This is a genomic window from Frisingicoccus sp. (genome assembly GCA_016298055.1).
Classification (GTDB): domain Bacteria; phylum Bacillota; class Clostridia; order Lachnospirales; family Lachnospiraceae; genus Frisingicoccus.
In genome coordinates this window covers 1-20,402 of record JAEDDO010000011.1, presented here as the reverse complement: position 1 = coordinate 20,402, position 20,402 = coordinate 1, and the positions used below count along the sequence as shown (strand labels likewise).

Here is a 20,402-nt window from a genome sequence, read left to right as displayed (position 1 = left end):
CCGGCGGGGTACCCTCCCCACCTCCATTTATTCTCTGTTTTACCACTCTCCATCTGGTACATTAATCCTGATTTTTTTGTGGCATCCAGTTAATTCATTATTAGTTTTATTGCTCTTCGCTGCATTGCAACAGTAATGCGCCGCCTGCAGGTTGTTCCAGTCCTGCGCCGCGGCTTCCGGTGAACTATACCCAAACTCCTTCCATCTTGATATCGGTTTAATCTCATCGATTACGAAAGAAAGTGGATGGTTGCTATCGCTTGGTTCATCGTAATGTATGGGTCCTAATCTTCCATTGCAGATACCGCACTCTGCTCCTATTGCTATCATCCTTGCCCTGTGCTTTCTTCTTAGGTTCCCATTTGAATATCTAGGATTTCCCGGCATGCAATCACCTCGTTTTTTATACAAAAAGAACGCCCTGCAAATGCAAGACGTTCTTCTGTGTGCTTAGAAACACGTGGTACCATCTCTTTGTCATTTCTGACGATATCATAATAACACAGAAAGTTGTCCTGTGAGTCCCTCTCTTTTTAAATTTTCTTTGACAGCAACCAATAAAACTTCCGTCTTCTGTCATAATACATATTCTTTCCGCACGGCATTTTCTTTGTATCTCTTAAGTATCTGTATGTAGCATAGTCCTGTGTGACACCTTCCAGAATCCATGGATATAGTTCTGGATCCGCTTCGATGGCTGTCTGTTCAATCACTTTACATTTATCTTCCAACTCTGTTCTTCGGATGGCCAGATGCTCCGTTGCACTTCCCTGGCTTGGACTTCCTTTTCCTTCTTTGCCATATTCTATGGATCTGACTGTATCTGTCATTCCCTCCAGTTCTCTTCTCCAATCCATATACTGCAGACAATGATACCTCAGTTCCAGAAATCGATGCTTATTGATTTCATATTTCTTTTCATTGATCGGTCTAACGTCCGGCATTTATACTCCTCCCATATGTTCTTTGTGCGACGTCGCACACGACTGCTGCCAGTCAATTTGATCACAGTCTCTCCTGCATTTTTCTCTTGTTCCTACTCCATACCCATAGATATGACATTCTCCATAATCCCCTTCCATTAGGCATCTTTTGCAATTCCCTGCTCGCGGGATCCCTAATCTTCCTGTTTCTTCTAGGTCTTCTAATTTTGCAAGCTTTTCCATTGCTTCCGAAAGAAGATGTTTCTCTCTTATCACAGCTTTTCCGGCATGTCTTTCTGTATATCTCATCTTCTACCTCCTAAAAACGTCTGCATCATTCTATCTTTCCATTCAGGCTTTTCGGTATCTACGGAATCCGGCTTATACGGTTCTGGAAGCGGCGTCCAGGCTGTTACTTTCCAGTAAGATCTACTTCCAGTCAAATTCCATTTTTTCATTCTCGGCATAAATTTTGCAAAAGTAACATGTACGATATGATTTTCAATAGCATTCACAATATATGTTCCGCTCTCTTCTGGCAACCGCTCACTGCATGGAATCCAACCATCGTTAAACTCTGAATACGTACTCTCTAGGATATCTTTCAGTTCTGATTCGGATATAACTCTTGTTAATGCTGAATATCCACAAGCTTCTGTTGCAGCTATCGTTATTCTTTGTTTTATTTTTTCAAATACTTCTTGCATCTTTCTTTCTCCTCGTTAAAATCAAAATATTTTTCAAAACTGCGTCAGTTTTTTCCGAGTTATGTGTTTATATATATAGCTGTATTATTTTGGAGAATAATCGTCTGCTAGTCTATGCGTGCCTCCCGGGGCAGTTCTGATTCCCGGGAATCCACACGCTTCTTCATTGTTTTACTCCTTGACTCTTGGCTTATATTGCCTCTTTCCGCTCAAGAACTCTTCCTGTTTTCTCTGTCTGCCAAGTAACTGCCTTAAATTATTCAATACTTTCCTGTTTTGCGGTTCTTCGAAGAACTGAACAATCAGCTCCAGTCTCATGACTTCGTCCTTCTGCCGGCGCCTTTCCCTCCTGCTGTTCTTTAGCCTGGTCGCAGCTCTTCGTTTTCCGTTCTCCCCTTCCGAGAATTCCATTTCATGAAGCAGATCTTGCAATCGTCTGTCTTCGTGTTTTACCGCTTCTCTTGCCGTCTGGTAATTACTTCTGCACTGATCTATGTAATTCAGGAATTGCTGAACGGCTTCTGATACCTCCTGCATGTTTTACTCCTCCACCTTAACCAGATCCGGATCTCCTTTCTCGTATACACTGCAGTTTTCCGCTTCACATGGTCTGCTTTTCTTTGTTTTCCAGTAATAATCGCACCATATGCTCCCGCTTTTTTCATCTCTCCATTTACATGTTTTGCATAGATGTCTGTCTGCATTTGATCCTTGATCTTTTTTGATTTGTCCGTAAAAATAGTGATATCTGACTGTAGATTTGTTATATCCAGTCACTTCTACGATCTCTTGGATTGTTTTCCCTTGTGCTTTCAATTTCTCTACTACCATCTTCTTTTCGCATATCTTCTGATGATTTTTCTTTTTGTTTCGAAGATGATATCGCACGGAGTCTTCTGTGATGCCGATGATCTGTGCTATCTCTTTTCTGCTCTTTCCTTGTGCATTTAGTTCATACACGATTTCCTTTGTCTTTTTCCTCATCCTGTTCACTTCCTGCTTCGTCTCTTCTGCATATTTCAAAATACTCGCACCATATACAACAGCTCCTGCACCCTTTTCTCTTTGATTTGAATATCCAATGCCGTATCCTTTCTATCATGTTTCCTGCTGCCATTTTCTCTTACTCCAGCCATTCATTTTCCAGGTAACAAAATCCGTAAACACATACAGCCGTTAGAATAATCCAGAATATCCAAAATAAAATCGTTCCATATCCAGACTCCAAATATTCCACCGTTTCCTCTATGGTTTTATCTGCATAAAAATCTGTATGGTCGGGAATCGTCCCGTCCCTTAGATCTGCAAATATGGTTCCTTCAAATTCTGGTTTTATTCCGTAATATTTATATCTGATATGGCTGGATTCTTTTATGGTTTCTATGTAATCTGCTTCCGGTATATCAAATTTATCACTGGCAAACGTAATTTTACAAAAATAGAGTTCTTTGCATTTCTTATCTTCTCTGTCAACGACATCCCAGGTCCAATACGTTTCTGTCGTTGTATATGTTTCTTTTTTCCCATTGACGGTTCTTGTTTTGGTTACTGTTCGTGTATGCTTTGTGTACTTCTCTTTCACTTTTTCCACATACATGTATTCTCCTTCAACTTCAGGATAAGAAACTGTGTCGACTGCTTCTAAGACACCATACACAAATGCATTTCCCACATTTGTATCCATGCCATACCGGAATAAATCTGTACTTTCTATCTTGGCCGCCTTATTATAGAGTTCGTTTTTATCCATCTGATATTCCGAAATCTTTCCGGAAATCAGAACACCGATCAAAGACATCACGGCTATGATCACAACACTTGCGATTATTTCTCTCTTCGTAATCTCAAAATTTCCAAAATCAAAACCTCTTCTGTTTTTGTATCTAATCATATCTATTCCTCAAACAAATTCTGTGGTGCATCTGGTGATACTTCATAATCAAGGTATGAATATTCCTGAACCTCATATCCAAGCATATTTAAGAATATTTTCGTCGGGAACTTCCGCACATACCTGTTGTATGCTTTGATCTGCTTATTATAATTACTCCGACATTCCGCAATCAGGTTCTCTGTCATTGATAACTCATTCATGAGCTGTTTATAATTCTCGTTGGACTTCAGTTCCGGATAGGCTTCTGAAACTGCCGTAATAGCTGTTGTTACATTTTCAATGTCTCCAGTCTTCCCACGACCTTCTACGATGGCTGTCAGCGTATCCGCTTCATGTTGATCGTATTGTTTTACACAATCTGCAAGATTATACACCAAGTCTACTCTTCTCTTTTCCTGTACCTTTATGTCTGACTGTGCTGTATTCACCTGCTCTTCTAATGCGATTGCCTTATTCTGAGAATTCTGTACGTAGAATACACACAATAATATCACTGCAACAACTGCTGCTCCAATAATTAATGGTAACTTCCACTCTTTCTTAGTATTTTTTTCTTTCATTTTCTGTTCCTTTCTCCTCCGGCGCACCGGCCGGAGGCAATCTATGGTTGACTGGTTACTTGTGATACAACACCAGAGGTGCTACAACTTTTTTTGTATACTGGTAGGCTACTCCTTTTACTCCATCTTTCGTTTCTACCCAGACAAACATCACATGTGCATATTCTCCGAATCCAATTACCTTTCCTTGGCCGGAAATTTTTAGCTGATCATGAACGTATATATCTCGAAATCTCACAGTATCTCCAACTTTTAGGTCTTTGTATGACTCAAACATTACAGGTAATTCCTCCCCATCAGGCTTCTGAATTCCTCTCTGGTGTGGGTTTCCTCGTATTTTCTCTGGCAATCCTGCTGAATTAGACGCATATTGGCATGATTATTATGTACTGCCTCTGATCCATCCAGATGATGTTCTAGGCATAAATAGACTTTAAATCCTTCCGCTTCTGAGATCTGTCTTCCTGGCTTTCCCGGAAACACGTGATGTTCTTGGATTTCCTGGTACTTGCGGTAATTGTGATCTAATTTCATGCAAAGGTAACAGGTGCCGTCTTTGCAATGTAGGATGCTTGCTTTGTGTTTCTTACGTTTTTTCTTTTTAGTTGGCTTTGGGAACATCAATTCACACATTCGATTTCCCTACCTTCCTCGTCTACCTCTTCCGTTAAAAGGTTTCTCCAGAATTCCGGATCCACAAAGATCTTGAAACTGTTATTGTTCATGCTTCGAATCTTCTTCTCTAATACTGCTGCCAGATATGTTCCTATCTCTTCTTCGGAATGCTTGGCCAGATATTGTCTTCTGGTTCCGTAGGCGCTTTTTACTTCTCGTTCTTCCGGTGGATTCAGCATGCTCTCCGGGCAATACTGCGGAAAATCTTTGGTTAATTCTGTCTGTCCCGGAATCTGATCTTCTTCTAGTATTTCCTGGTGCTCGCTGGATTTTTGTGCCTGCGCGATTTCCTTTCCTTGGCTCTCCTCTTCTTCTTGTTCGGTGTCCGTCTGCTCTGCGGTTCTTTCGCAGTCTCTTTGCTCTTCATCCTTTAACTCCTTTTCTTCCACCGGATGTACTGATCCACTTGCATTCTTTTTAACTTTCTTGGCTTTATCAGATTTCTTTGGCTTGTCCTCTTTTCTTGGTTTTTCTGGTTTTTTCGGCTCTTCTTTCTGTTCATATAATGGCTCTCCATACACTCTCTCATATATCTTCTGTACCGGTTCTGACACATCCGGATAATTCGGGAAACAGATCTCTTCAAATGCCATAGCCAGATCGATGTAGGTATGCTCTTCCGGTTCTGGAAGAATCCCGTTTACTTTATATGGCATCACCCGAATGCTTTTCTCCTGCATCATGACATTGGACTTCTCCAGGCGCATCATCTTAAACTTTGTCGGGTTTACTATCGCAAGGATCTCTTCCTCAATTCCTTTTCTGTCATTCCCTATGTCTTTCCTGGACCAATCCACCATTTCCAAGAATGTGTCTTTATCCTGAAATACTTGGATTGCCAAGAGCTTCATCCATTCCTGTGGCTCTTCCGGTGTCTGTGCGACGTCGCACAACTCCATCTGTGGGCTGTACTTCGATTCCGTCTCCCGTATGATTGTTTTTGCTTCCCGTAGATCTTTCACGGTTGCTTCTGCCGTGACTACCTCCCGGATCTCTTCCGGGAGTCCTAACATTTCCGTCAGCTTACTGCTGCCATATCCTCTCCATCTTTCATCAATTTCCGGGCTGAACCCGCCAATACTGTAGGTATCATTGATTTCCATGAATCGGATCGCCGTCGGCCGGCTGATTCCAAAATTTTCTTTTGCATAGTCAAACAGGCTCTGGTACCCTTTCTGCTTGTACAATTCGTCCTGCGCTGTTTTCTTCAAGTAATATCCTACGGCTACAAACCCTTCTGTGATATTGTTGAGCTCATTTTTGATGATCCCGGTCATATCATCCAGGTTATCAATGGCTCTTACTTCGCTCATATTGTTGAATGCCATCCTTCTCCTCCTAACTTACTGCTGCCTTTTCTACTTCCATCAGATCCGCTTCCAGTACATCTACCAGAAGCTTCCCGGCCAGTTTCCCATGCCAAACTTTGTTCTTTCCTTTTCTCAGCTCGTCAAATTCTTCCACCCTTAGCTTCCTGCTGATCTGTGCTAATTTAATGTCTTCCTCTGTCAAGCGTTTCTGGATTGCCTGCTGCCATCTCCGTATAAAAGATTTCGCTTCCTCAAAATCTGCGTTCTGGTTATCCCCTACGGTCCGCTTCTGCCTGGTTGCTCCGTCCGGTTCGATTTCCAACGTGTAGTATGGCTTGTCCAGCTCCGCTGTTTTCCGAAGGAATACAATATAAGTCTCCCTTCTTTGGATCCGGTCAAAATACCTGTCGCTGCTATGTAAGCAATGACCAAGAATTTTCCCTTCCCGGATGATATCCTCGATTCGTTCCGGAACAACAATGGAATACTTCTTTTCTTCGTATTCGTATTTTTCTTTGATCTCCACATGGATCCTGTCAATGTCCGGGAACTTTTCTGCAATCTCACCTGCTCTTCTGGCTATGTCCTGTCCACCACACATGCTGACTACTTCGTCATGCGCTGCTTTTAAGTTCTTTGGCTTGTAATTCTTCTCGATCCTGGTATCGATCTTTAACCGATTGGCAATCAGCATATAGTCTTCCCAGTCACTAATCAGTTCTAAAGGTCTTCTTCCTGTGAGATTCCTCTGTTTCTTCATGTAATTGCAGATCTTCCGTTCCGACATCCTGGTTAGCATGAGTTTTAAATTCTTTGGCCGGATTTGATTCTCGCTGAAATATCTGATCACCTCATCCGGAATGATGGTATCCATCGCCTTTTCTCTTCTTAACCATTCCAGGTAGATATCGCCTCCGTGATTTTCTCTCAGACGCTTCATTCTGGCTTTATCGATCCCCAAAGACTTTGCTAAGTCTTTTATTGCACTGCAGGTGTGGACTGTTGATCTTTTATCGTCCATTCCGTCTATTATCAGCTTCCCCAGCCCCGCTTTTGCAAACTGTTCATACTGTGGATATCGTTTCCAGCCTTCGATATATTTTTCCGGATCAAACCGGCCCACATCTTTCGCCATTTCTGCAAGCCCTGTTCTCTTTAATTCTGCTTTGGTCAAAGTCGGAAGTGTTCTTTTATATATCGCTCCTTCGTAATCGTAGTACCAAGAATAATAGCTTCTTCCGTTTCTGATCCACCGCATATGATCTTGCTTATATAGATCCCAGATGTAAGCAATTCCATGAAATTGCTTATCATAGATCACCCTTCTTATCTCTTCTGTCACGACATATGGATGCTCATAGTTTCCTTTTGGCAGATGCTTCCTGCACCTGAACAACCGGATCACGAATCCATCTTCGCATCTTTGGATGAGATAAGCCCTTTCATAATCCGTCCAAATGTTTCCAGCCTTCCCCCGTGCTTTATACTGTATTTTTCTTCCGCAGCATCTGCAGGTTCCATACTGGTTATGCTTTGGATTATTTATCGGTACCGTCTTTTCACACCAGGTACAGTATCCTTCTGTTGCTCCCTTTCTGGAATACTCGTAAAAAATGAAGTGATCTCTGATCGCATGCTTATCTACCCAATGAATCCAGTCTTTTGGAAGTTCCGGTACCTTATCCATTTCCAGATCCCATTGCTCCGTCTCTCTTTTATACTTTTTCTTTAATTCTTCCTTTCTTACATTCTGCTGATACTTTAAGATCCCTTTGTAACCTCCGTCTTCAGTCTCCAGATATCGCTTGACGTTTCGGTTCCCTTCGGGATTGATATATCTTCCGGAATAGTAGGTGTATTCTGGCCAATCCAGCATATCTACTTTGGCATTTCTCCATTTTTCATGCTTCACATCCCATGTGATAAACTCCCCTGTTTCCTTATTGACAAACAATTCATATACCGGTTTATTCAAGCCCAGCCTCATCTCTTCCACCAGAAAAAATGCAACCTTCAGAATTCCCTGCAGTACCTGGCACCTCAGATAGATCCCGTATTTATATCGATAGACATCTTCTTTTCTCCACTGGTTTTTCCGTGCTACCAGTTCCGGTACGTCCATTCCTGCTTTTTTCATCATGGCCGGTGTTGCGTAGAGTTTTCTCAGCTTCCGTAACTGTTCTTTTCTCATACTGTCGCCACCTTTCCATTGATGTCATACCAGGTGTCCGGCAAGATTCCCTGTTCTCCGACCATATATACGCCCAGTTCTTCTACCTGCCGGCTGCCCCTCTCTTCTTTTACAAATCCCAGGACCGTTCCCGGTGCACCTTTCGCGATTGGATTCTTTCCCCGAACGATTACAAAATCTTTTTTTGCTTCTCCATTGTCTGTTTCTACGTGTCCTGTCTCCATCTGTGGATGTTCATACATGTATTTCAAAGCGTGAGCAACAAACTCTTCGATCGTCAGCTTCTTAACCAACTTAATGCGAGTGCAAGATATCTTGGAGTCTGCATCGTCTTCGTTGATGTCTCCATCTGCCAATACAATGTAATAAACCGACTCTTCCATATTCCTGTAATAATTCAAGCAGTCCAAAGGATTCTCTGCACAATGGAATCCGTTCTTTCTGCAATTTGCTTCTTCCTCTTCTAACCATTTTCCTTCCTCGTACTGGAACGTCCCGCGTCCCATCGTACAGGTCAGATCTTTATGAAATGCTTTATATGCCATCATCATTTTTCTGCACCTTCTTCCCGGAAATAATCTCTCGCCCAGTGAAATACCTGAAGATCCGGAGCATACATGATTCCTTTCCTGACCAGCTCCCCGGTCTTCGTCTCAATATATTTCATGCAATCTTCCATATTTTTTGTGCGACGTCGCACAAGTCTTGCAAACTCTTCTTCCATACACAGGCTTTTCAGATAATCTGCTACCGGCTGTACCGGAACATACTTGTCTTTATGATCTGCAGCTTCTACCTCCAGTTTTCCTAACGCTGCATTCATCCAGTCTGTAAACTCTCCACTTCCAGACAGATAACTTTCTACCAGGAATTCCGGTATCCCGTTTTCTTTTGCCAGTGTCTTCAAATGCTCTGTGTCTCCTGCTGCCAGTAACCCTTCCGCGCAGGCATTGATTTCTTCGTAACTATCAAAATTTCCAAATACCTCATACATGGTTTCTTCTCCTTTCGATCTCTTCCCGGATCCATTCCGAATAACTGTGTTTTCCGCATTCGCTCAGGATCAGCTACTTCTGCGATAACTCCCAGAGTCTTCTCCAGTGTTCTTCACTTTCTACCGGCCGCCCTTTGCTGGTCCGGAAGTCGCTGGCCACCCACTTTTCCAGATTGTGTTCGATCATGTTTAAAATAAAATGATCCTCTGTGTGGATATGGACCTCACAGGACTGGTTTAATCGTCTCAGTGCTTCGTTGATCGCAATCAGGTTAGTCTCGTGATAAGTGCTTTCCGTCTCTCCAAAACCCTGAACAGTTCGCTGCTCTCCATTCTTCATACATTCCAGGACATATCCGTAACTTCTCTTGGATTTCCTGGTGCTTGCACTGTCTGTGCCTATGTATATGTGTACTTCAAACATCTTTTAAATTCTCCTGTTTAACCGGATCATGGTATAGTACCTGAATTTATATCCGGTAGCTTGATTTGTCCCTTCAAAATAACTTGACTTGTCTATGTAGTATCCTTTCTTTTCCTTTGGCTTCTTTGGCCATCTGACAAAACGTTTCTTTTCCGGCTCCGGAACCGGAAGATTCCTGGATGAAGAATAGCTTGTCTCTACCAACTTCTCGTTGTACCGATTTGCTGTTTCCGGAGTCTTTGTGATGTATCCGGCCAGATCTGCAAACCCACCTTCTTCATACAGGTGTTTAAAATCGATTCTTCCGTGTGTCCAAGTTTTCTTCAAAATCAGATCCGTATCAGCCTCTCGGTTGATCACTACATGAATGTGCCACGCTCCTCTTGGACCCACTTCGATATTCCGCATCCATCGAAGTTCATACCCTCTTTTCTTGTATTCCCTTCGAATGATTCTCATTGCCTCCTGGAAATCTTTCTTTGCTGCTTTCATGTCTGGAGGTCTCTCCTCTTTTTTATAGGTTAAAAGAGCCAGAAAATCATTTTCCTTAAACCAGGTCTTTAATTTATGTCTTGCTTTCCTTTCTTTATTCCATTGATTTCTCTTTTTGATCTGGTCTGGTGTGGCCTCTCTTTTGACTCCTCTTTTCTCGCCCGGAGCCCCGTACTTCCCATCCAGATATTCATATACTTCAATAGAATCTTCGAATATGTATGTCAGTCTCTTATATCGTTTTATCATTCCATCTGTGTCCTAACTTTAATATTCTTAACAAGTGATAAAAACGGGCTGGAATCCCCGTTTTTCTTGACTTTCTAGGCCCATGATGGTACTATGATAATAGGTATTTGCCATAGTACTTATGGGCCTGCTGACATCTGCAAATGTCAGCTTTTTTCTTTGTCAAGATTCATAATATGATTTCTACCTCTGCTCCGTTTTCTTTTGCTACACTCTCTGCATATCTTTGTACCTCTTCCATTGTTCCGATCCTGCTTTGCATGTTGCTTACCTCTCCGTTGCTAAATTTGATTGCTTTTGAATACCGGATTATCTTCAATGGATTTTCTCCTCGCTGAAATCTCTGCATATTTCTCCTTTTCATTCTCCTTCTGTATTTCTCTTGCAATCTTAATTACCATCTGCAGAAGAATCAAAATCGCAAACCCCAGTGCTATCTGCAGTATCCCAGGCAATATGTACATTCCGTCTTCGATCGCCTGCACGGCGCTCCAGATCAGCAAGATCCCTGCTGCTGAGATTAAAAATGTCAATGCATTTTTAAGAACGCTCGCGGCTTTTTTCTTCTTTTTTATCTGCTTTAACTTCATTCTTGATCCCTCTTACACAATTTTTCTTTCTTCATATCCTTGCTGCATTTGCTTTCCTTGTAGCTGCTCTAAGTACCTTCCCGCTTCGTAGATATCGAACTCAGGAACATACTTCCTGAGATTTTTATCTGCAAGCATTCCTCTGTACTTTTCATAATCGGCAAATACAGCTACATTGATCAACTTTCCTATGATTGCATACTGGTTATACCTTTTCCCGATCTCCTCCCGGATTTCTTTTTCCCTCTTCTTTACAGTTGAGTATGAGATGTCAAATATCTCTGCTATATGAACTTTGTTTGCGTACATCCTCGTTACCTCCTACACCACTTTCTTTCCTTCCAGTTTCTCGCAGAGCGCACGCTCTTCCATTTCCTTGCGTGCAAGCCTCTTGCCTTCCGCAATTCCTTGTCCGTATACGACAAGTGTATTTTTCTCCTCTTCCGTCATTCCAGGAATTACTTTTCCAAATGTTTCTAAAATTTGTTTTTCTCTTTCTGACATATTTTCACTTCCTCTCTTTATTGACTTTTTCTTCTTTAGCTCCTATCCTTTATATACAGGCACTTCAACGCCAAGTACATAAAGAAAGGAGCTTTTTATGACAAGAAACGATGTTGAGCGTATTGTTTCTCGCAGTATTGATTTGCATTCATCCAACGATGTTGTGTCAAAATCAGAGCTTAAAAAAATTTTGACAGATGTCCTGTATGAATTTGGAGCTTCCTCTGCTCTCAGTGATTCTGTCGAGAAGAAAATATCTCAAAAACAAAAGTTAAACAGAAACTTGCAAGGATTAAGATAGTGTTTCTTACGTGGGCGTTTTTAAAACGTTCACGTTCTTTTTTCATGTTTTCAATTTCCCAGTTATTTCTTATTGATTCGAATTCGTTTATAAGTTCTTTCTCACTTGCGTATCTCTCAGAAACAAGATCGTAATATCTGGATTTTCTTTCCAGTTCTTGCAGTCTATTATCTATTCTTTGTCTTTTTCTACATATCATCTTTCTCACCTCTCTTCCTGTTGCTTTTGACACAATTATATGTGCTATAAAAGCTTTTGTCAATATATTTTTTGTTGCTGTTAGAGCTTTTTGTTGACTTTAGCACATTTTTATGCTATGTTCTTTCTAAAGGTGGTGAAAAAATGAAAGAACGATTAAAACAATTGAGAAAAACACTGGACATAACACAACAAGAATTTGCTGATAGAATAGGAATTAAAAGAAACTCTTATGCCAATTACGAAACTGGCCGCAATACTCCAATAGACGCAATTATTCTTTCAATATGCAGAGAGTTTAACGTCAATGAAGAATGGATTCGAAATGGCACTGGTGAAATGTTTGTTGAAATAGATAAAGAGAACCAACTAATGATGTGGGCTGGATCTGTTTTGAAAGATGAAAGCGATTCTTTTAAACGTAGATTTGTAAATATGCTGATGGAACTGGATGAATCCGATTGGGAATCCTTGGAGAAAATGTGTTTATTGCTAAATAAAAAAGACTAAGCAATATCGCCTAGTCTAGGAATGCTTTTATGAAGTAATAAATCCGTTCTACTTGTTTTTCACTTGCTTCTTTAAGCATTTTAACGATTATTTTGATTCTTGAATCTTTATCCATAGGTAACACCTCCGCACAACGAACATGTGTTTGTGTTATATATTTTATCACTTCGCTTTTGTGAGTTCAATACATTTCCAAACATTTGTTCTAACTTATTATTGAAGCTAAGTATAGAATGTGATAGTATTTTAGCTCCTTTACTATATAAACACTTTGTTTTTTTAAAAATGATGTGGTTTTTGAATTTGTCCGAGATTTCGGACACTTATTTGAAAGGAGATTCGTACAGGTCAGCAATCCTTATTTTTAGTCCTGCTGCCAGTCGTTCCATAGTCTCCATGCGGGGGCTTGTCCGACCAGATACGATATCCGATATCGTGGACTTAGGTAGTCCAGTCATATTAGAGACTTGGCGTATTGTTAAATTTCTTTTATACATAATTTCGCCAAGTAAGATTTTCATATTACAATTTTATTACAATATCATTTGTAATTCTACAGGAAATTATTTACTGTAAATGTTCTTTTTCAAACAATAAATATTCAATCTACTATTAAAACGCAAAACGAAAAGAGGGTATTATAATGAGCAATAATTCCGAACTAAAAGATTATCGTAAATTCACAAAGCCTGCCGAACTTCATAAAGCTATTAATACATTAAAAGGTATTGTTACTGGAATTACCACTGATTCCAAAGTAAGTCGCGACGAAATCAACGAATTGGCTCACTGGTGTACATGCCATGGCCACCTTGCTGATCGTCATCCTTTCAACGAATTAATTCCAATGATAGAGTCTGCTTGTAGTGACGGTGTTATTTCCGCATCAGAATCTCATGATATCATTTGGGTATGTAATCATTTTGTTTCCGATTCTAACTACTATGATTTTATAACTTCTTCTCTTCAGTATTTAAACGGTCTCATTTACGGCATATTGGCAGACGGAGAAATAACTGACAAAGAAATATATTCATTAAAATCTTGGATAGCCTCTAATGATTATTTGACCGGTAGTTATCCATTTGATGAAATCGAGAGCTTACTTTTATCAATTTTGGCAGACGGAGTTATAACAGATGATGAAAGAAATATATTAAAAGCATTTCTAAGTAATTTTATAGATATGACAACCTCTTATAATTTAAGCCAGAAAGACTTTGATTTATTAAAATCAAAATATAGTGTTTCCGGTGTATGTGCAGTTTGCCAAGATATAGACTTCTCTGGAAATGTATTCTGTTTTACTGGTCAGTCCACACGTGCAACCAGGAACGAAATCAGCTCCCTTATAGAATCCGTTGGTGGCATCTTTAAAAATTCTATAACGAAACAGACTCGATATTTAATTGTTGGAAATGCTGGTAATCCTTGTTGGGCTTTTTCATGCTACGGTCGTAAAATCGAAGATGCTGAAAACAGAAGAAAAAATGGCCAAAATCTTACCATTGTAAACGAAATTGATTTTTGGGATATAATTGAGGACTATAAATAACTTGTTTATTCATTATGTACACATAATAAAAACCGCCCTTGGCGGCAACCAGGAACGGCTTTACATACCCGAAGATATGCATGTATTTAACACGAATATATTTTATCATCTTCGGTGACGGTCTGCAAGAGACAGGCTGTCTTTTTTATACCCAATTTTAAAGAGAAAGGATGATGATTATGTGGTGTGAAACATTGCCGAGTGGAAAGGTCCGGTTTGCGGAAAGATATGAACATCCGCTCACCGGAAAACAACTGAAAGTATCTATAACTATGGACAAAGATACGAAGTCAACACGCAAGCAGGCGCAGCTTGCACTTCAGTGCAAAATCGATCAAAAATTATCTGAATTAAACGTAGTGTCTAAAAAGAAGGATCTGACTTTTGGCGAATTGGTTGCGCTTTACCGGGAAGACCAGAAAGTAACAGTAAGTAAGTCTACTTACCAACGTAACTATTTTGCAACAAAATCATTGATGGAAATTCTTGGGAAGGATACGCTTGTGGAGCGAATGACTGCCGGGTATGTTCGTAAACAACTTTCCGATCGGCACGAAAAACCAGGCACCACAAACGAACGACTGACCCGCTTGAAAGCGCTCTTGCGCTGGGGATATAACAACGACTATATATCTGATATCCGATGGATTGATAAGTTATCTACTCTGAAGGACGAAGAAAAATCAGAAAAGCTGGAGGAAAAATATTTGGAATCCGATGATCTGAAACGGCTTCTTGATCATATCTCCGTGATGAAATGGAAATTTCTTGCAGAGTTTACTGCGCTCTCTGGTCTTCGCTGCGGAGAAGCTATCGCTCTTGAAATGTCCGATATTGATACCAAAAACCGAATCATTTCAGTTACCAAAACATTTGATCCTGTAAATAATATTGTCACAACTCCAAAAACAAAAACATCCTATCGGGAAGTATATATGCAGGATGAGCTTCTGGACCTGTGTAAAAAAATCAAAGTTTATATGAATCAGGAACGCTTGGTTCTTGCCTATCGGTCCTCTCTGTTTTTTAGTGATATCAATGGCGATCATGTTGATTATTATGCTTACAACAAATGTTTAAAAGAAACCGCCGAACGGATTTTGCACAAAAACGTAACTTCGCATTTTATGCGTCATACTCATGTGGCGCTCATGGCCGAACAGGGGGTTCCTCTCGAAGTCATTTCCCGTCGTCTTGGCCATGCCAACAGTTCCATCACGAGAGATATCTATTTTCATGTAACTAAGAAATTGAAGGAGCGCGATAACGCACAGATCAAGGAAGTGAAAATATTATGATTCATGGGGCAAATATGGGGCATGAATATGTCTTTCATGAGCTATTTTTACTTTTTAAAACATCAAAAACTTTATTTTTTCGTTTGTTTTACCCACTCATACCTATTTATTTAGTCCCTTTCTCCGCATTTAACAATTATTTTATAACACCGGAAATTCAAGTATTTCCGGTGTTTTTCTTTTATTCAAAAATAAAAATGGGGCAAATATGGGGCAATACTTTTTTCTTATTAAATATAGAAGGTATTTGTTATTTGGATATTCGTGGAACGTTAAATAGAACTAGGATGATTTGATTATTAAGAAGAATAGGTCGACTGACCAACTAAATGATAAGCAGTGTTCAAAAGATCGTGCATGAGTTCGCATGTGATCGGCGTGTCTGGCGGAACATCGAACGAGAACTTCCTTCCCGGGATATTCAGGAACTCAATGTATAGTTCCATCGCCTCTTTGCTGTCAAACATTGCATACTGACCAGGTATCATATTACCCCTCCTTTCTGTTTTGGTTTATGATATTATTATAAAAGATATATTTCATTATTTCAATAAGCTCCGGAGTTTTTACGCCCCGGAGCCTTTCTTATTCTACCTTTCCATCCTCTGCAAAGGTATATTCCTTCCCACCAATCTGCAGCGTCTCTCCACATACCATCCGGCCATCATCCTTCAGGTAATACTTACCGACCCAGTGATTCCTGAGCATGGATCCTACCGGCTGGCAGTTCTTATCATCATTAAAATAATACCAGTCCTCTTCCAACTGCATCCATCCAGTTACCATACTTCCTTCCGGAGCACCATTCTCGCTTTCCGGCCGGCAGTAATAGGTATATTTTTCATTCTCAACAAATCCTGTCTGCATGGATCCGTGCGGGTAATCGTCAGACTTTCCGGATTCCGGCGTCAGATAATACCATCTTCCGCCGATCAGCTGCCATCCATCCAGCATATCTCCGTTCGAGTTCAGGTAATACCATTTTTCATCCACCTTCTGCCAACCGGTCAGCATCCTGCAGTTACTGTCAAAATAATACCATTTCTCATTGATCTTTCTCCATCCGGTAACGGCATAGCCTTCCCCGTCAAACCAGTACCAGGAATCTAATTTCAGCCAGGAATTTTTCTGGTATGTTCCATCCGTATTCCGGTACCACCATCCCTTATCGTCTTTGATCCACTTGCCGGCGGATGATGTGTTGATTCCGAACGATGATAAGATCCCTTTCGCAATCTCGTCCATGTTGTTGTTAAATGTCGCAACATCTGCAGCATTGGTAATAAACCCACACTCCAGTAACCGGTAATTCAGACCCCTTGCTGCAGCACGATTAATATTTGCAAGATTGTCCCGACCAACAATGATGTCTGATCGTCCCGGCATGATCTCACTGATAAATGCGGCCAGCTTCTGATCGTAGGCGTCCGGAGTATATCCATTCTTGATGATAACATGTCCACCTCTTGCGGTCGGAGCAGCACCGTCCATATGTAATTCGCAGATGCACCAGTCTTTCGGGATGTCCAGCGTATTGATCAGTTTACTCCTGTACCAGTCTTTTGATGTATCTCCAACCGTTACATTGTCTCCTCCGATTGCACTGATTCTGGAAGCCAGCGCACGGACTCGCTCTGCCTCTGTATATCCATTTCCTACAGCCCCACTGTCACCGGCTCCGTGGCCGGCTATGATAAATAAATGTGCCATATCATTTCTCCCTTCTGTGCGACGTCGCACAACTAAAAAGAGAGCCGTTTCCGACTCTACTGGTTAATAATTATTATTTACTACTGCAGATACCCAAGCAATCTGGCCATCATTAATCTTACATAATCCGGACATGAACGCTCTCCCATGCACCAGGACTCTACCGTTCTTTTGGGGATGCAGAATTTTTCTGCGAACTTGGCTTGTGACATTCCGGATTTCTTAACCATGTCCTTGACACTCATACTGGCAACGTCATGAATATTGCCAAGCGTATCCACTACCACATCCGGATCCTCGCTTATTTCGTCAAACCACTCCGGATAGCCATATTCTGCAATGTACAGTTCCTTGTCAGATTGATCAAGTGCGTCTTTCCAAAGTTTAGCAAATAGACTGTCTGTCATTTTTTCGTCCTCCACCTTAAATTTATTGAGAAAATAAAATGCTTATTCTTCGATCAAAGCTATAACTGTTGCGTTTTCAATGATAATTTCTCCATCGTCTGCACCATATTCCATTCCGTTTCCGCCGATGATTGCGATGGATCCAAAATACTGATCAGATGCTTCCAATGCTTCTCTTAATTTGCTTTCAACCTCTTCTTCATCGTCCCAGTCAAGGTCAATTCTTGTATCAACAGCACACGTTCCGTTAAGTTCAACTTCGTTCGTGTTGTAAGAACTGCAGTCGTTTTCATAATCCCAATCATAGGAATTACGGCAAATATCACCAATCTCATATTCTTCATCTTCTGCTAAGCGGCGGATTCCGATGTATCCATAATTGCTATTCATGATTTTTTCGACCAGTTCTTTTTTCATTTTATTTCCCTCCTTTAACTGTCTTTATTATACCGCACATTGTGCGGTATGTCAATATTTTAAGGGAGGATTTTTGAAAAAATATTAAAAACCGTTTCTGGCTCTCCTAATCTACAAATACCCAATCTTCCGCTAATACATCTGTTGCACTTGGGAACCAAGGAACAATGGCATTGTAATTCGTCTTAATCACAAGGTACGGATACATGGTTCCTGCACTTGTTTCTTTTTCTTCCAATGTATATTCATTGTTGTCATACGGATCATGCAGGATAATGTACTGTCCCTTTCCGTTCCAGCCCTTGCGAGCAACTTTAAGCCCACGCTTGAGATACCTGATCGCATCTGAGAAAGGAAATGCTGCTTCGCCACCCAGTACCGGGCAGTTGTTCTCATCCGCAATCATCCACTCATCAGAAACCACATTGGAAAGAGTATATTCGACTCTCTGCGTTTCTCTGATATCCAGAAGCTCTCCCTGATCAGAGTCCTGCGGTCTGCACTGGATCATTACCGTCTCTTTCTCCGGATCCCAGTACCAATAGCCTCCCCATGATGGAAGTTTTACTTTTGCCCCGTTCTTCATTGCCTTTAATGCTTCTACAAAATTCATAATCTATGTTCTCCTTTCACTTAAAAAGAGGACTGTTTCCAGCCCTCTACTCTTCCTTATTCAACTGCTTAAAGATCTGGTTCACATAAGTACTTAACCCTGCCACAAGAATTCCCTGTACAATCGCCGTGAATACCGCAAGTGCGATATCCTGCCCGGTGGCAAATGATGCTGTGGCCATCACCCAGATACCACAGACAAAAATCCCGACGATTCCAAGTACCAGCGGAATGTATTTGTCTTTAATGAATGCAGCCTGTTTCAGCCACATGCCGATAAAGTACAGTACAATCGCAACAACAATGAGTTCCGGTTTTACATAGTTCATAATCTGATCCATCTTATTCTACCTTCCTTTCCAAATCCTCAATCCTGTGATTTGCTACTTTCATTTTTTCTTCTTGAAGAGTCATTTGCTCCTCCAGACGATATGTGCGCTCTATTGTATTATTATGCTTATCAACCCGTTTTGTGAGTTCTGTAAGCTTATAATCTATCAGTGCAATCGTCTTATCATTCTGTTCTTCTGATCTGCGTTGCTGGAAATAGTTGTTAATCATGCATACTGCTATTGCAACTGCTCCTGTGATAATCGCTTCTATCACATCTCTGTACCTCGCTTTCTGAATTTTCCGCAAAATAAAAAGACCTCTACGGTCTAGCTCTGATTTCCATATAATCTCTCCTTACACTTCTTTCCACAAACTCTCTGTACCTGTCGCTCCCGGCTCCCAGACATTGTTATCCACCATTGATTCCCACATCTTACCGTTATGTGTCACCTTATCACCTTTGCTGTATGGATTCGTTGAATCCGGCTGTTCCCATTCTGGGATCACGGATGCATCCGGGATAAGGACTTTTGCAAAGAGAGACGGACTTACATCTGGTGTCCAATCATCCTGTGATGTGTGATCCTGAAGGACTTTGTACAGTACATCCTTATAATTCACCCGGTACCCGGCAGCGTAGCTCTTACCGGATTTCCATTCCGGATACAAGAACTTTACTTCCAATGCTTCTGCATCATCTGTGATCTGCATCGCCTGCTTCTGTGCCAGTTTTGCCATCTGTGCCAATACCTCAGTTATCACTATTAATCGCCTCCTTGATTGCGCTCTCCAAGTCTGATATGGTTACTTCCGGCTCTTGAATCGCCGGGTCGTATACCAGACTCCACACCTGTTTTATCACACCGTCTGCATATTCAAGATGGCTTTCATAATGCTTTCCCTCTGGTGCGTCGTTTGGCATCTCGGTTTCCTGCACTTTGTGATACCCTAACTCTGCCAGAATCTCATCTGGTGCGTTTCCTATCATCTTTCCGTTGTATGTAACCCACGGCGGTTTTGATGTATACCGTGGGGTGTTGTTTACTAATTTTGCGTACAATTTATCACCTTCTTTTATATCTTTTTAGCCCTGATATATTCTCCATCAAATCTATCAGTGATGCTTACGTATCCAGTTCCTGTGTAGTCGTATTTACATCCGAATACTATATACCCGTCCGCTGGAACTACTATTGTTTCTTTTCCGATTTTTGAAGCATCGCCACTGTATGTCATTGACATATAATTACCCCCACATCCTCTCATGTCATATACATATCCTTTTGTGGCATTAATGTCCCATTCGACATAAAACGTATCACCTGCATTTACATCCATCCTAACAGCTCCATATTTATCGGTTGGGTCTACAATATCAATATCCCACTCATAACTTTTCACACTCTGCATCATCATCCTTCTTCTTAGGAGCATAAATATGCCCCCAATCTGCAAGAAATGCCTTGATAAGCACTAAATATTATGCGTACAAGGCTCTGCTCTGCTCTGCTCTGCTCTGCTCTGCTCTGCTCTGCTCTGCTCTGCTCT

34 protein-coding genes are annotated in these 20,402 nt (G+C 41.0%); 5 read left to right on the top strand and 29 right to left on the bottom strand.

What is annotated here, in order from left to right; genetic code table 11:
* Positions 1 to 39 precede the first annotated feature (39 nt).
* From QZZ35_RS02160 to QZZ35_RS02075, 18 genes are all read right to left on the bottom strand, one after another.
* Positions 40 to 387 carry a hypothetical protein gene (locus QZZ35_RS02160; RefSeq protein WP_291235957.1) on the bottom strand — a complete coding sequence of 116 codons (348 nt, stop codon included), beginning with the start codon at positions 385 to 387 and terminating at the stop codon, positions 40 to 42.
* 146 nt (positions 388 to 533) lie between these two features.
* Positions 534 to 944 (bottom strand): hypothetical protein, encoded by a 411-nt coding sequence (locus tag QZZ35_RS02155; protein ID WP_291235956.1) that lies wholly within the window; start codon positions 942 to 944, stop codon positions 534 to 536.
* On the bottom strand, positions 945 to 1,232 hold the full coding sequence (locus tag QZZ35_RS02150) for a hypothetical protein (RefSeq protein WP_291235955.1): 288 nt from the start codon (positions 1,230 to 1,232) through the stop codon (positions 945 to 947).
* The gene (locus tag QZZ35_RS02145; protein ID WP_291235954.1) at positions 1,229 to 1,630 is read right to left on the bottom strand and encodes a DUF551 domain-containing protein; all 402 of its coding nucleotides are present in this window, start codon (positions 1,628 to 1,630) and stop codon (positions 1,229 to 1,231) included. The genes QZZ35_RS02150 and QZZ35_RS02145 overlap by 4 nt, the downstream gene beginning before the upstream one ends.
* 171 nt (positions 1,631 to 1,801) lie before the next feature.
* Positions 1,802 to 2,167: a hypothetical protein gene (locus tag QZZ35_RS02140; protein ID WP_291235953.1), complete on the bottom strand. Its 366-nt coding sequence runs from the start codon at positions 2,165 to 2,167 to the stop codon at positions 1,802 to 1,804.
* A 3-nt stretch (positions 2,168 to 2,170) separates the two neighbouring features.
* Complete coding sequence (locus QZZ35_RS02135; RefSeq protein WP_291235952.1) at positions 2,171 to 2,653, bottom strand: helix-turn-helix transcriptional regulator; 483 nt, start codon at positions 2,651 to 2,653, stop codon at positions 2,171 to 2,173.
* Between the two features lie 100 nt (positions 2,654 to 2,753).
* On the bottom strand, positions 2,754 to 3,521 hold the full coding sequence (locus QZZ35_RS02130) for a hypothetical protein (RefSeq protein ID WP_291235951.1): 768 nt from the start codon (positions 3,519 to 3,521) through the stop codon (positions 2,754 to 2,756).
* 2 nt (positions 3,522 to 3,523) lie between these two features.
* Positions 3,524 to 4,084, bottom strand: a complete 561-nt coding sequence (locus tag QZZ35_RS02125) for a LemA family protein (protein ID WP_291235950.1) — start codon at positions 4,082 to 4,084, stop codon at positions 3,524 to 3,526.
* A 55-nt stretch (positions 4,085 to 4,139) separates the two neighbouring features.
* Entirely contained in the window at positions 4,140 to 4,433 is a 294-nt protein-coding gene (locus tag QZZ35_RS02120; protein WP_291235949.1) for a hypothetical protein, read from the bottom strand.
* Positions 4,434 to 4,704: 271 nt separating this feature from the next.
* Positions 4,705 to 6,087, bottom strand: a complete 1,383-nt coding sequence (locus QZZ35_RS02115) for a hypothetical protein (protein WP_291235948.1) — start codon at positions 6,085 to 6,087, stop codon at positions 4,705 to 4,707.
* A gap of 10 nt (positions 6,088 to 6,097) precedes the next feature.
* A complete protein-coding gene (locus tag QZZ35_RS02110) occupies positions 6,098 to 8,260 on the bottom strand; it encodes a PcfJ domain-containing protein (protein ID WP_291235947.1) in 2,163 nt (720 codons plus the stop codon).
* Complete coding sequence (locus tag QZZ35_RS02105) at positions 8,257 to 8,811, bottom strand: DUF7666 domain-containing protein (RefSeq protein ID WP_291235946.1); 555 nt, start codon at positions 8,809 to 8,811, stop codon at positions 8,257 to 8,259. Before QZZ35_RS02105 ends, QZZ35_RS02110 begins: the two co-directional genes overlap by 4 nt.
* Positions 8,808 to 9,254 (bottom strand): Cas9 inhibitor AcrIIA9 family protein, encoded by a 447-nt coding sequence (locus QZZ35_RS02100; RefSeq protein WP_291235945.1) that lies wholly within the window; start codon positions 9,252 to 9,254, stop codon positions 8,808 to 8,810. The genes QZZ35_RS02105 and QZZ35_RS02100 overlap by 4 nt, the downstream gene beginning before the upstream one ends.
* Before the next feature lie 73 nt (positions 9,255 to 9,327).
* Positions 9,328 to 9,678, bottom strand: coding sequence for an RNase H family protein (locus QZZ35_RS02095; protein WP_291235944.1), 351 nt, complete (start codon positions 9,676 to 9,678; stop codon positions 9,328 to 9,330).
* A gap of 3 nt (positions 9,679 to 9,681) precedes the next feature.
* On the bottom strand, positions 9,682 to 10,419 hold the full coding sequence (locus QZZ35_RS02090; RefSeq protein ID WP_291235943.1) for a rolling circle replication-associated protein: 738 nt from the start codon (positions 10,417 to 10,419) through the stop codon (positions 9,682 to 9,684).
* 281 nt (positions 10,420 to 10,700) lie between these two features.
* On the bottom strand, positions 10,701 to 11,009 hold the full coding sequence (locus tag QZZ35_RS02085) for a hypothetical protein (protein WP_291235942.1): 309 nt from the start codon (positions 11,007 to 11,009) through the stop codon (positions 10,701 to 10,703).
* 12 nt (positions 11,010 to 11,021) lie between these two features.
* Positions 11,022 to 11,318, bottom strand: coding sequence for a hypothetical protein (locus QZZ35_RS02080; RefSeq protein WP_291235941.1), 297 nt, complete (start codon positions 11,316 to 11,318; stop codon positions 11,022 to 11,024).
* A 12-nt stretch (positions 11,319 to 11,330) separates the two neighbouring features.
* Positions 11,331 to 11,513 (bottom strand): hypothetical protein, encoded by a 183-nt coding sequence (locus tag QZZ35_RS02075; RefSeq protein WP_291235940.1) that lies wholly within the window; start codon positions 11,511 to 11,513, stop codon positions 11,331 to 11,333.
* Between the two features lie 97 nt (positions 11,514 to 11,610).
* On the opposite strand from QZZ35_RS02075, the gene QZZ35_RS02070 reads away from it, so the two are divergent.
* Positions 11,611 to 11,814, top strand: coding sequence for a hypothetical protein (locus tag QZZ35_RS02070; RefSeq protein WP_291235939.1), 204 nt, complete (start codon positions 11,611 to 11,613; stop codon positions 11,812 to 11,814).
* Between the two features lie 342 nt (positions 11,815 to 12,156).
* Entirely contained in the window at positions 12,157 to 12,522 is a 366-nt protein-coding gene (locus QZZ35_RS02065) for a helix-turn-helix transcriptional regulator (RefSeq protein WP_291235938.1), read from the top strand.
* Between the two features lie 323 nt (positions 12,523 to 12,845).
* On the opposite strand, the gene QZZ35_RS11620 is transcribed toward QZZ35_RS02065, so the two are convergent.
* Entirely contained in the window at positions 12,846 to 13,019 is a 174-nt protein-coding gene (locus QZZ35_RS11620; RefSeq protein ID WP_334299447.1) for a helix-turn-helix domain-containing protein, read from the bottom strand.
* Between the two features lie 146 nt (positions 13,020 to 13,165).
* Here QZZ35_RS11620 and QZZ35_RS02055 point away from each other — a divergent pair, with 146 nt between their 5' ends.
* From QZZ35_RS02055 to QZZ35_RS02045, 3 genes are all read left to right on the top strand, one after another.
* Positions 13,166 to 14,077 carry a BRCT domain-containing protein gene (locus QZZ35_RS02055; RefSeq protein ID WP_291235936.1) on the top strand — a complete coding sequence of 304 codons (912 nt, stop codon included), beginning with the start codon at positions 13,166 to 13,168 and terminating at the stop codon, positions 14,075 to 14,077.
* 170 nt (positions 14,078 to 14,247) lie between these two features.
* The gene (locus QZZ35_RS02050; protein WP_291235935.1) at positions 14,248 to 15,375 is read left to right on the top strand and encodes a tyrosine-type recombinase/integrase; all 1,128 of its coding nucleotides are present in this window, start codon (positions 14,248 to 14,250) and stop codon (positions 15,373 to 15,375) included.
* Positions 15,372 to 15,671, top strand: coding sequence for a hypothetical protein (locus QZZ35_RS02045; RefSeq protein ID WP_291235934.1), 300 nt, complete (start codon positions 15,372 to 15,374; stop codon positions 15,669 to 15,671). The genes QZZ35_RS02050 and QZZ35_RS02045 overlap by 4 nt, the downstream gene beginning before the upstream one ends.
* Before the next feature lie 3 nt (positions 15,672 to 15,674).
* Here the strand turns inward: QZZ35_RS02045 and QZZ35_RS02040 are convergent, their stop codons facing one another.
* From QZZ35_RS02040 to QZZ35_RS01995, 10 genes are all read right to left on the bottom strand, one after another.
* Positions 15,675 to 15,863: a hypothetical protein gene (locus QZZ35_RS02040; RefSeq protein WP_291235933.1), complete on the bottom strand. Its 189-nt coding sequence runs from the start codon at positions 15,861 to 15,863 to the stop codon at positions 15,675 to 15,677.
* 97 nt (positions 15,864 to 15,960) lie between these two features.
* Complete coding sequence (locus tag QZZ35_RS02035; RefSeq protein ID WP_291235932.1) at positions 15,961 to 17,085, bottom strand: N-acetylmuramoyl-L-alanine amidase; 1,125 nt, start codon at positions 17,083 to 17,085, stop codon at positions 15,961 to 15,963.
* 80 nt (positions 17,086 to 17,165) lie between these two features.
* Positions 17,166 to 17,492, bottom strand: a complete 327-nt coding sequence (locus QZZ35_RS02030; protein WP_291235931.1) for a helix-turn-helix domain-containing protein — start codon at positions 17,490 to 17,492, stop codon at positions 17,166 to 17,168.
* A gap of 42 nt (positions 17,493 to 17,534) precedes the next feature.
* Positions 17,535 to 17,909 (bottom strand): hypothetical protein, encoded by a 375-nt coding sequence (locus QZZ35_RS02025; RefSeq protein ID WP_291235930.1) that lies wholly within the window; start codon positions 17,907 to 17,909, stop codon positions 17,535 to 17,537.
* A 106-nt stretch (positions 17,910 to 18,015) separates the two neighbouring features.
* Positions 18,016 to 18,522: a DUF2829 domain-containing protein gene (locus QZZ35_RS02020; protein WP_291235929.1), complete on the bottom strand. Its 507-nt coding sequence runs from the start codon at positions 18,520 to 18,522 to the stop codon at positions 18,016 to 18,018.
* A gap of 46 nt (positions 18,523 to 18,568) precedes the next feature.
* Positions 18,569 to 18,862: a phage holin family protein gene (locus tag QZZ35_RS02015; RefSeq protein WP_291235928.1), complete on the bottom strand. Its 294-nt coding sequence runs from the start codon at positions 18,860 to 18,862 to the stop codon at positions 18,569 to 18,571.
* Position 18,863: 1 nt separating this feature from the next.
* Entirely contained in the window at positions 18,864 to 19,127 is a 264-nt protein-coding gene (locus tag QZZ35_RS02010) for a hypothetical protein (protein WP_291235927.1), read from the bottom strand.
* An 81-nt stretch (positions 19,128 to 19,208) separates the two neighbouring features.
* Entirely contained in the window at positions 19,209 to 19,616 is a 408-nt protein-coding gene (locus QZZ35_RS02005; RefSeq protein ID WP_291235926.1) for a carbohydrate-binding protein, read from the bottom strand.
* The gene (locus QZZ35_RS02000; RefSeq protein ID WP_291235925.1) at positions 19,606 to 19,914 is read right to left on the bottom strand and encodes a hypothetical protein; all 309 of its coding nucleotides are present in this window, start codon (positions 19,912 to 19,914) and stop codon (positions 19,606 to 19,608) included. Before QZZ35_RS02000 ends, QZZ35_RS02005 begins: the two co-directional genes overlap by 11 nt.
* 14 nt (positions 19,915 to 19,928) lie before the next feature.
* Complete coding sequence (locus QZZ35_RS01995; protein ID WP_291235924.1) at positions 19,929 to 20,288, bottom strand: hypothetical protein; 360 nt, start codon at positions 20,286 to 20,288, stop codon at positions 19,929 to 19,931.
* Positions 20,289 to 20,402: the final 114 nt, after the last annotated feature.

Bases quoted from the DNA above. Each gene is read 5' to 3' on its own strand.
- QZZ35_RS02025 (WP_291235930.1), bottom strand. From the start codon at position 17,909: ATGAAAAAAGAACTGGTCGAAAAAATCATGAATAGCAATTATGGATAC.
- QZZ35_RS02155 (WP_291235956.1), bottom strand. From the start codon at position 944: ATGCCGGACGTTAGACCGATCAATGAAAAGAAATATGAAATCAATAAG.
- QZZ35_RS02030 (WP_291235931.1), bottom strand. From the start codon at position 17,492: ATGACAGACAGTCTATTTGCTAAACTTTGGAAAGACGCACTTGATCAA.
- QZZ35_RS02125 (WP_291235950.1), bottom strand. From the start codon at position 4,084: ATGAAAGAAAAAAATACTAAGAAAGAGTGGAAGTTACCATTAATTATT.
- QZZ35_RS02045 (WP_291235934.1), top strand. From the start codon at position 15,372: ATGATTCATGGGGCAAATATGGGGCATGAATATGTCTTTCATGAGCTA.
- QZZ35_RS02140 (WP_291235953.1), bottom strand. From the start codon at position 2,167: ATGCAGGAGGTATCAGAAGCCGTTCAGCAATTCCTGAATTACATAGAT.
- QZZ35_RS01995 (WP_291235924.1), bottom strand. From the start codon at position 20,288: ATGCTCCTAAGAAGAAGGATGATGATGCAGAGTGTGAAAAGTTATGAG.
- QZZ35_RS02090 (WP_291235943.1), bottom strand. From the start codon at position 10,419: ATGATAAAACGATATAAGAGACTGACATACATATTCGAAGATTCTATT.
- QZZ35_RS02020 (WP_291235929.1), bottom strand. From the start codon at position 18,522: ATGAATTTTGTAGAAGCATTAAAGGCAATGAAGAACGGGGCAAAAGTA.
- QZZ35_RS02105 (WP_291235946.1), bottom strand. From the start codon at position 8,811: ATGATGATGGCATATAAAGCATTTCATAAAGATCTGACCTGTACGATG.
- QZZ35_RS02050 (WP_291235935.1), top strand. From the start codon at position 14,248: ATGATGATTATGTGGTGTGAAACATTGCCGAGTGGAAAGGTCCGGTTT.
- QZZ35_RS02110 (WP_291235947.1), bottom strand. From the start codon at position 8,260: ATGAGAAAAGAACAGTTACGGAAGCTGAGAAAACTCTACGCAACACCG.
- QZZ35_RS02035 (WP_291235932.1), bottom strand. From the start codon at position 17,085: ATGGCACATTTATTTATCATAGCCGGCCACGGAGCCGGTGACAGTGGG.
- QZZ35_RS02095 (WP_291235944.1), bottom strand. From the start codon at position 9,678: ATGTTTGAAGTACACATATACATAGGCACAGACAGTGCAAGCACCAGG.
- QZZ35_RS02080 (WP_291235941.1), bottom strand. From the start codon at position 11,318: ATGTACGCAAACAAAGTTCATATAGCAGAGATATTTGACATCTCATAC.
- QZZ35_RS02085 (WP_291235942.1), bottom strand. From the start codon at position 11,009: ATGAAGTTAAAGCAGATAAAAAAGAAGAAAAAAGCCGCGAGCGTTCTT.
- QZZ35_RS02040 (WP_291235933.1), bottom strand. From the start codon at position 15,863: ATGATACCTGGTCAGTATGCAATGTTTGACAGCAAAGAGGCGATGGAA.
- QZZ35_RS02160 (WP_291235957.1), bottom strand. From the start codon at position 387: ATGCCGGGAAATCCTAGATATTCAAATGGGAACCTAAGAAGAAAGCAC.
- QZZ35_RS02150 (WP_291235955.1), bottom strand. From the start codon at position 1,232: ATGAGATATACAGAAAGACATGCCGGAAAAGCTGTGATAAGAGAGAAA.
- QZZ35_RS02130 (WP_291235951.1), bottom strand. From the start codon at position 3,521: ATGATTAGATACAAAAACAGAAGAGGTTTTGATTTTGGAAATTTTGAG.
- QZZ35_RS02145 (WP_291235954.1), bottom strand. From the start codon at position 1,630: ATGCAAGAAGTATTTGAAAAAATAAAACAAAGAATAACGATAGCTGCA.
- QZZ35_RS02075 (WP_291235940.1), bottom strand. From the start codon at position 11,513: ATGTCAGAAAGAGAAAAACAAATTTTAGAAACATTTGGAAAAGTAATT.
- QZZ35_RS02065 (WP_291235938.1), top strand. From the start codon at position 12,157: ATGAAAGAACGATTAAAACAATTGAGAAAAACACTGGACATAACACAA.
- QZZ35_RS11620 (WP_334299447.1), bottom strand. From the start codon at position 13,019: ATGTATAAAAGAAATTTAACAATACGCCAAGTCTCTAATATGACTGGA.
- QZZ35_RS02055 (WP_291235936.1), top strand. From the start codon at position 13,166: ATGAGCAATAATTCCGAACTAAAAGATTATCGTAAATTCACAAAGCCT.
- QZZ35_RS02070 (WP_291235939.1), top strand. From the start codon at position 11,611: ATGACAAGAAACGATGTTGAGCGTATTGTTTCTCGCAGTATTGATTTG.
- QZZ35_RS02115 (WP_291235948.1), bottom strand. From the start codon at position 6,087: ATGGCATTCAACAATATGAGCGAAGTAAGAGCCATTGATAACCTGGAT.
- QZZ35_RS02015 (WP_291235928.1), bottom strand. From the start codon at position 18,862: ATGGATCAGATTATGAACTATGTAAAACCGGAACTCATTGTTGTTGCG.
- QZZ35_RS02100 (WP_291235945.1), bottom strand. From the start codon at position 9,254: ATGTATGAGGTATTTGGAAATTTTGATAGTTACGAAGAAATCAATGCC.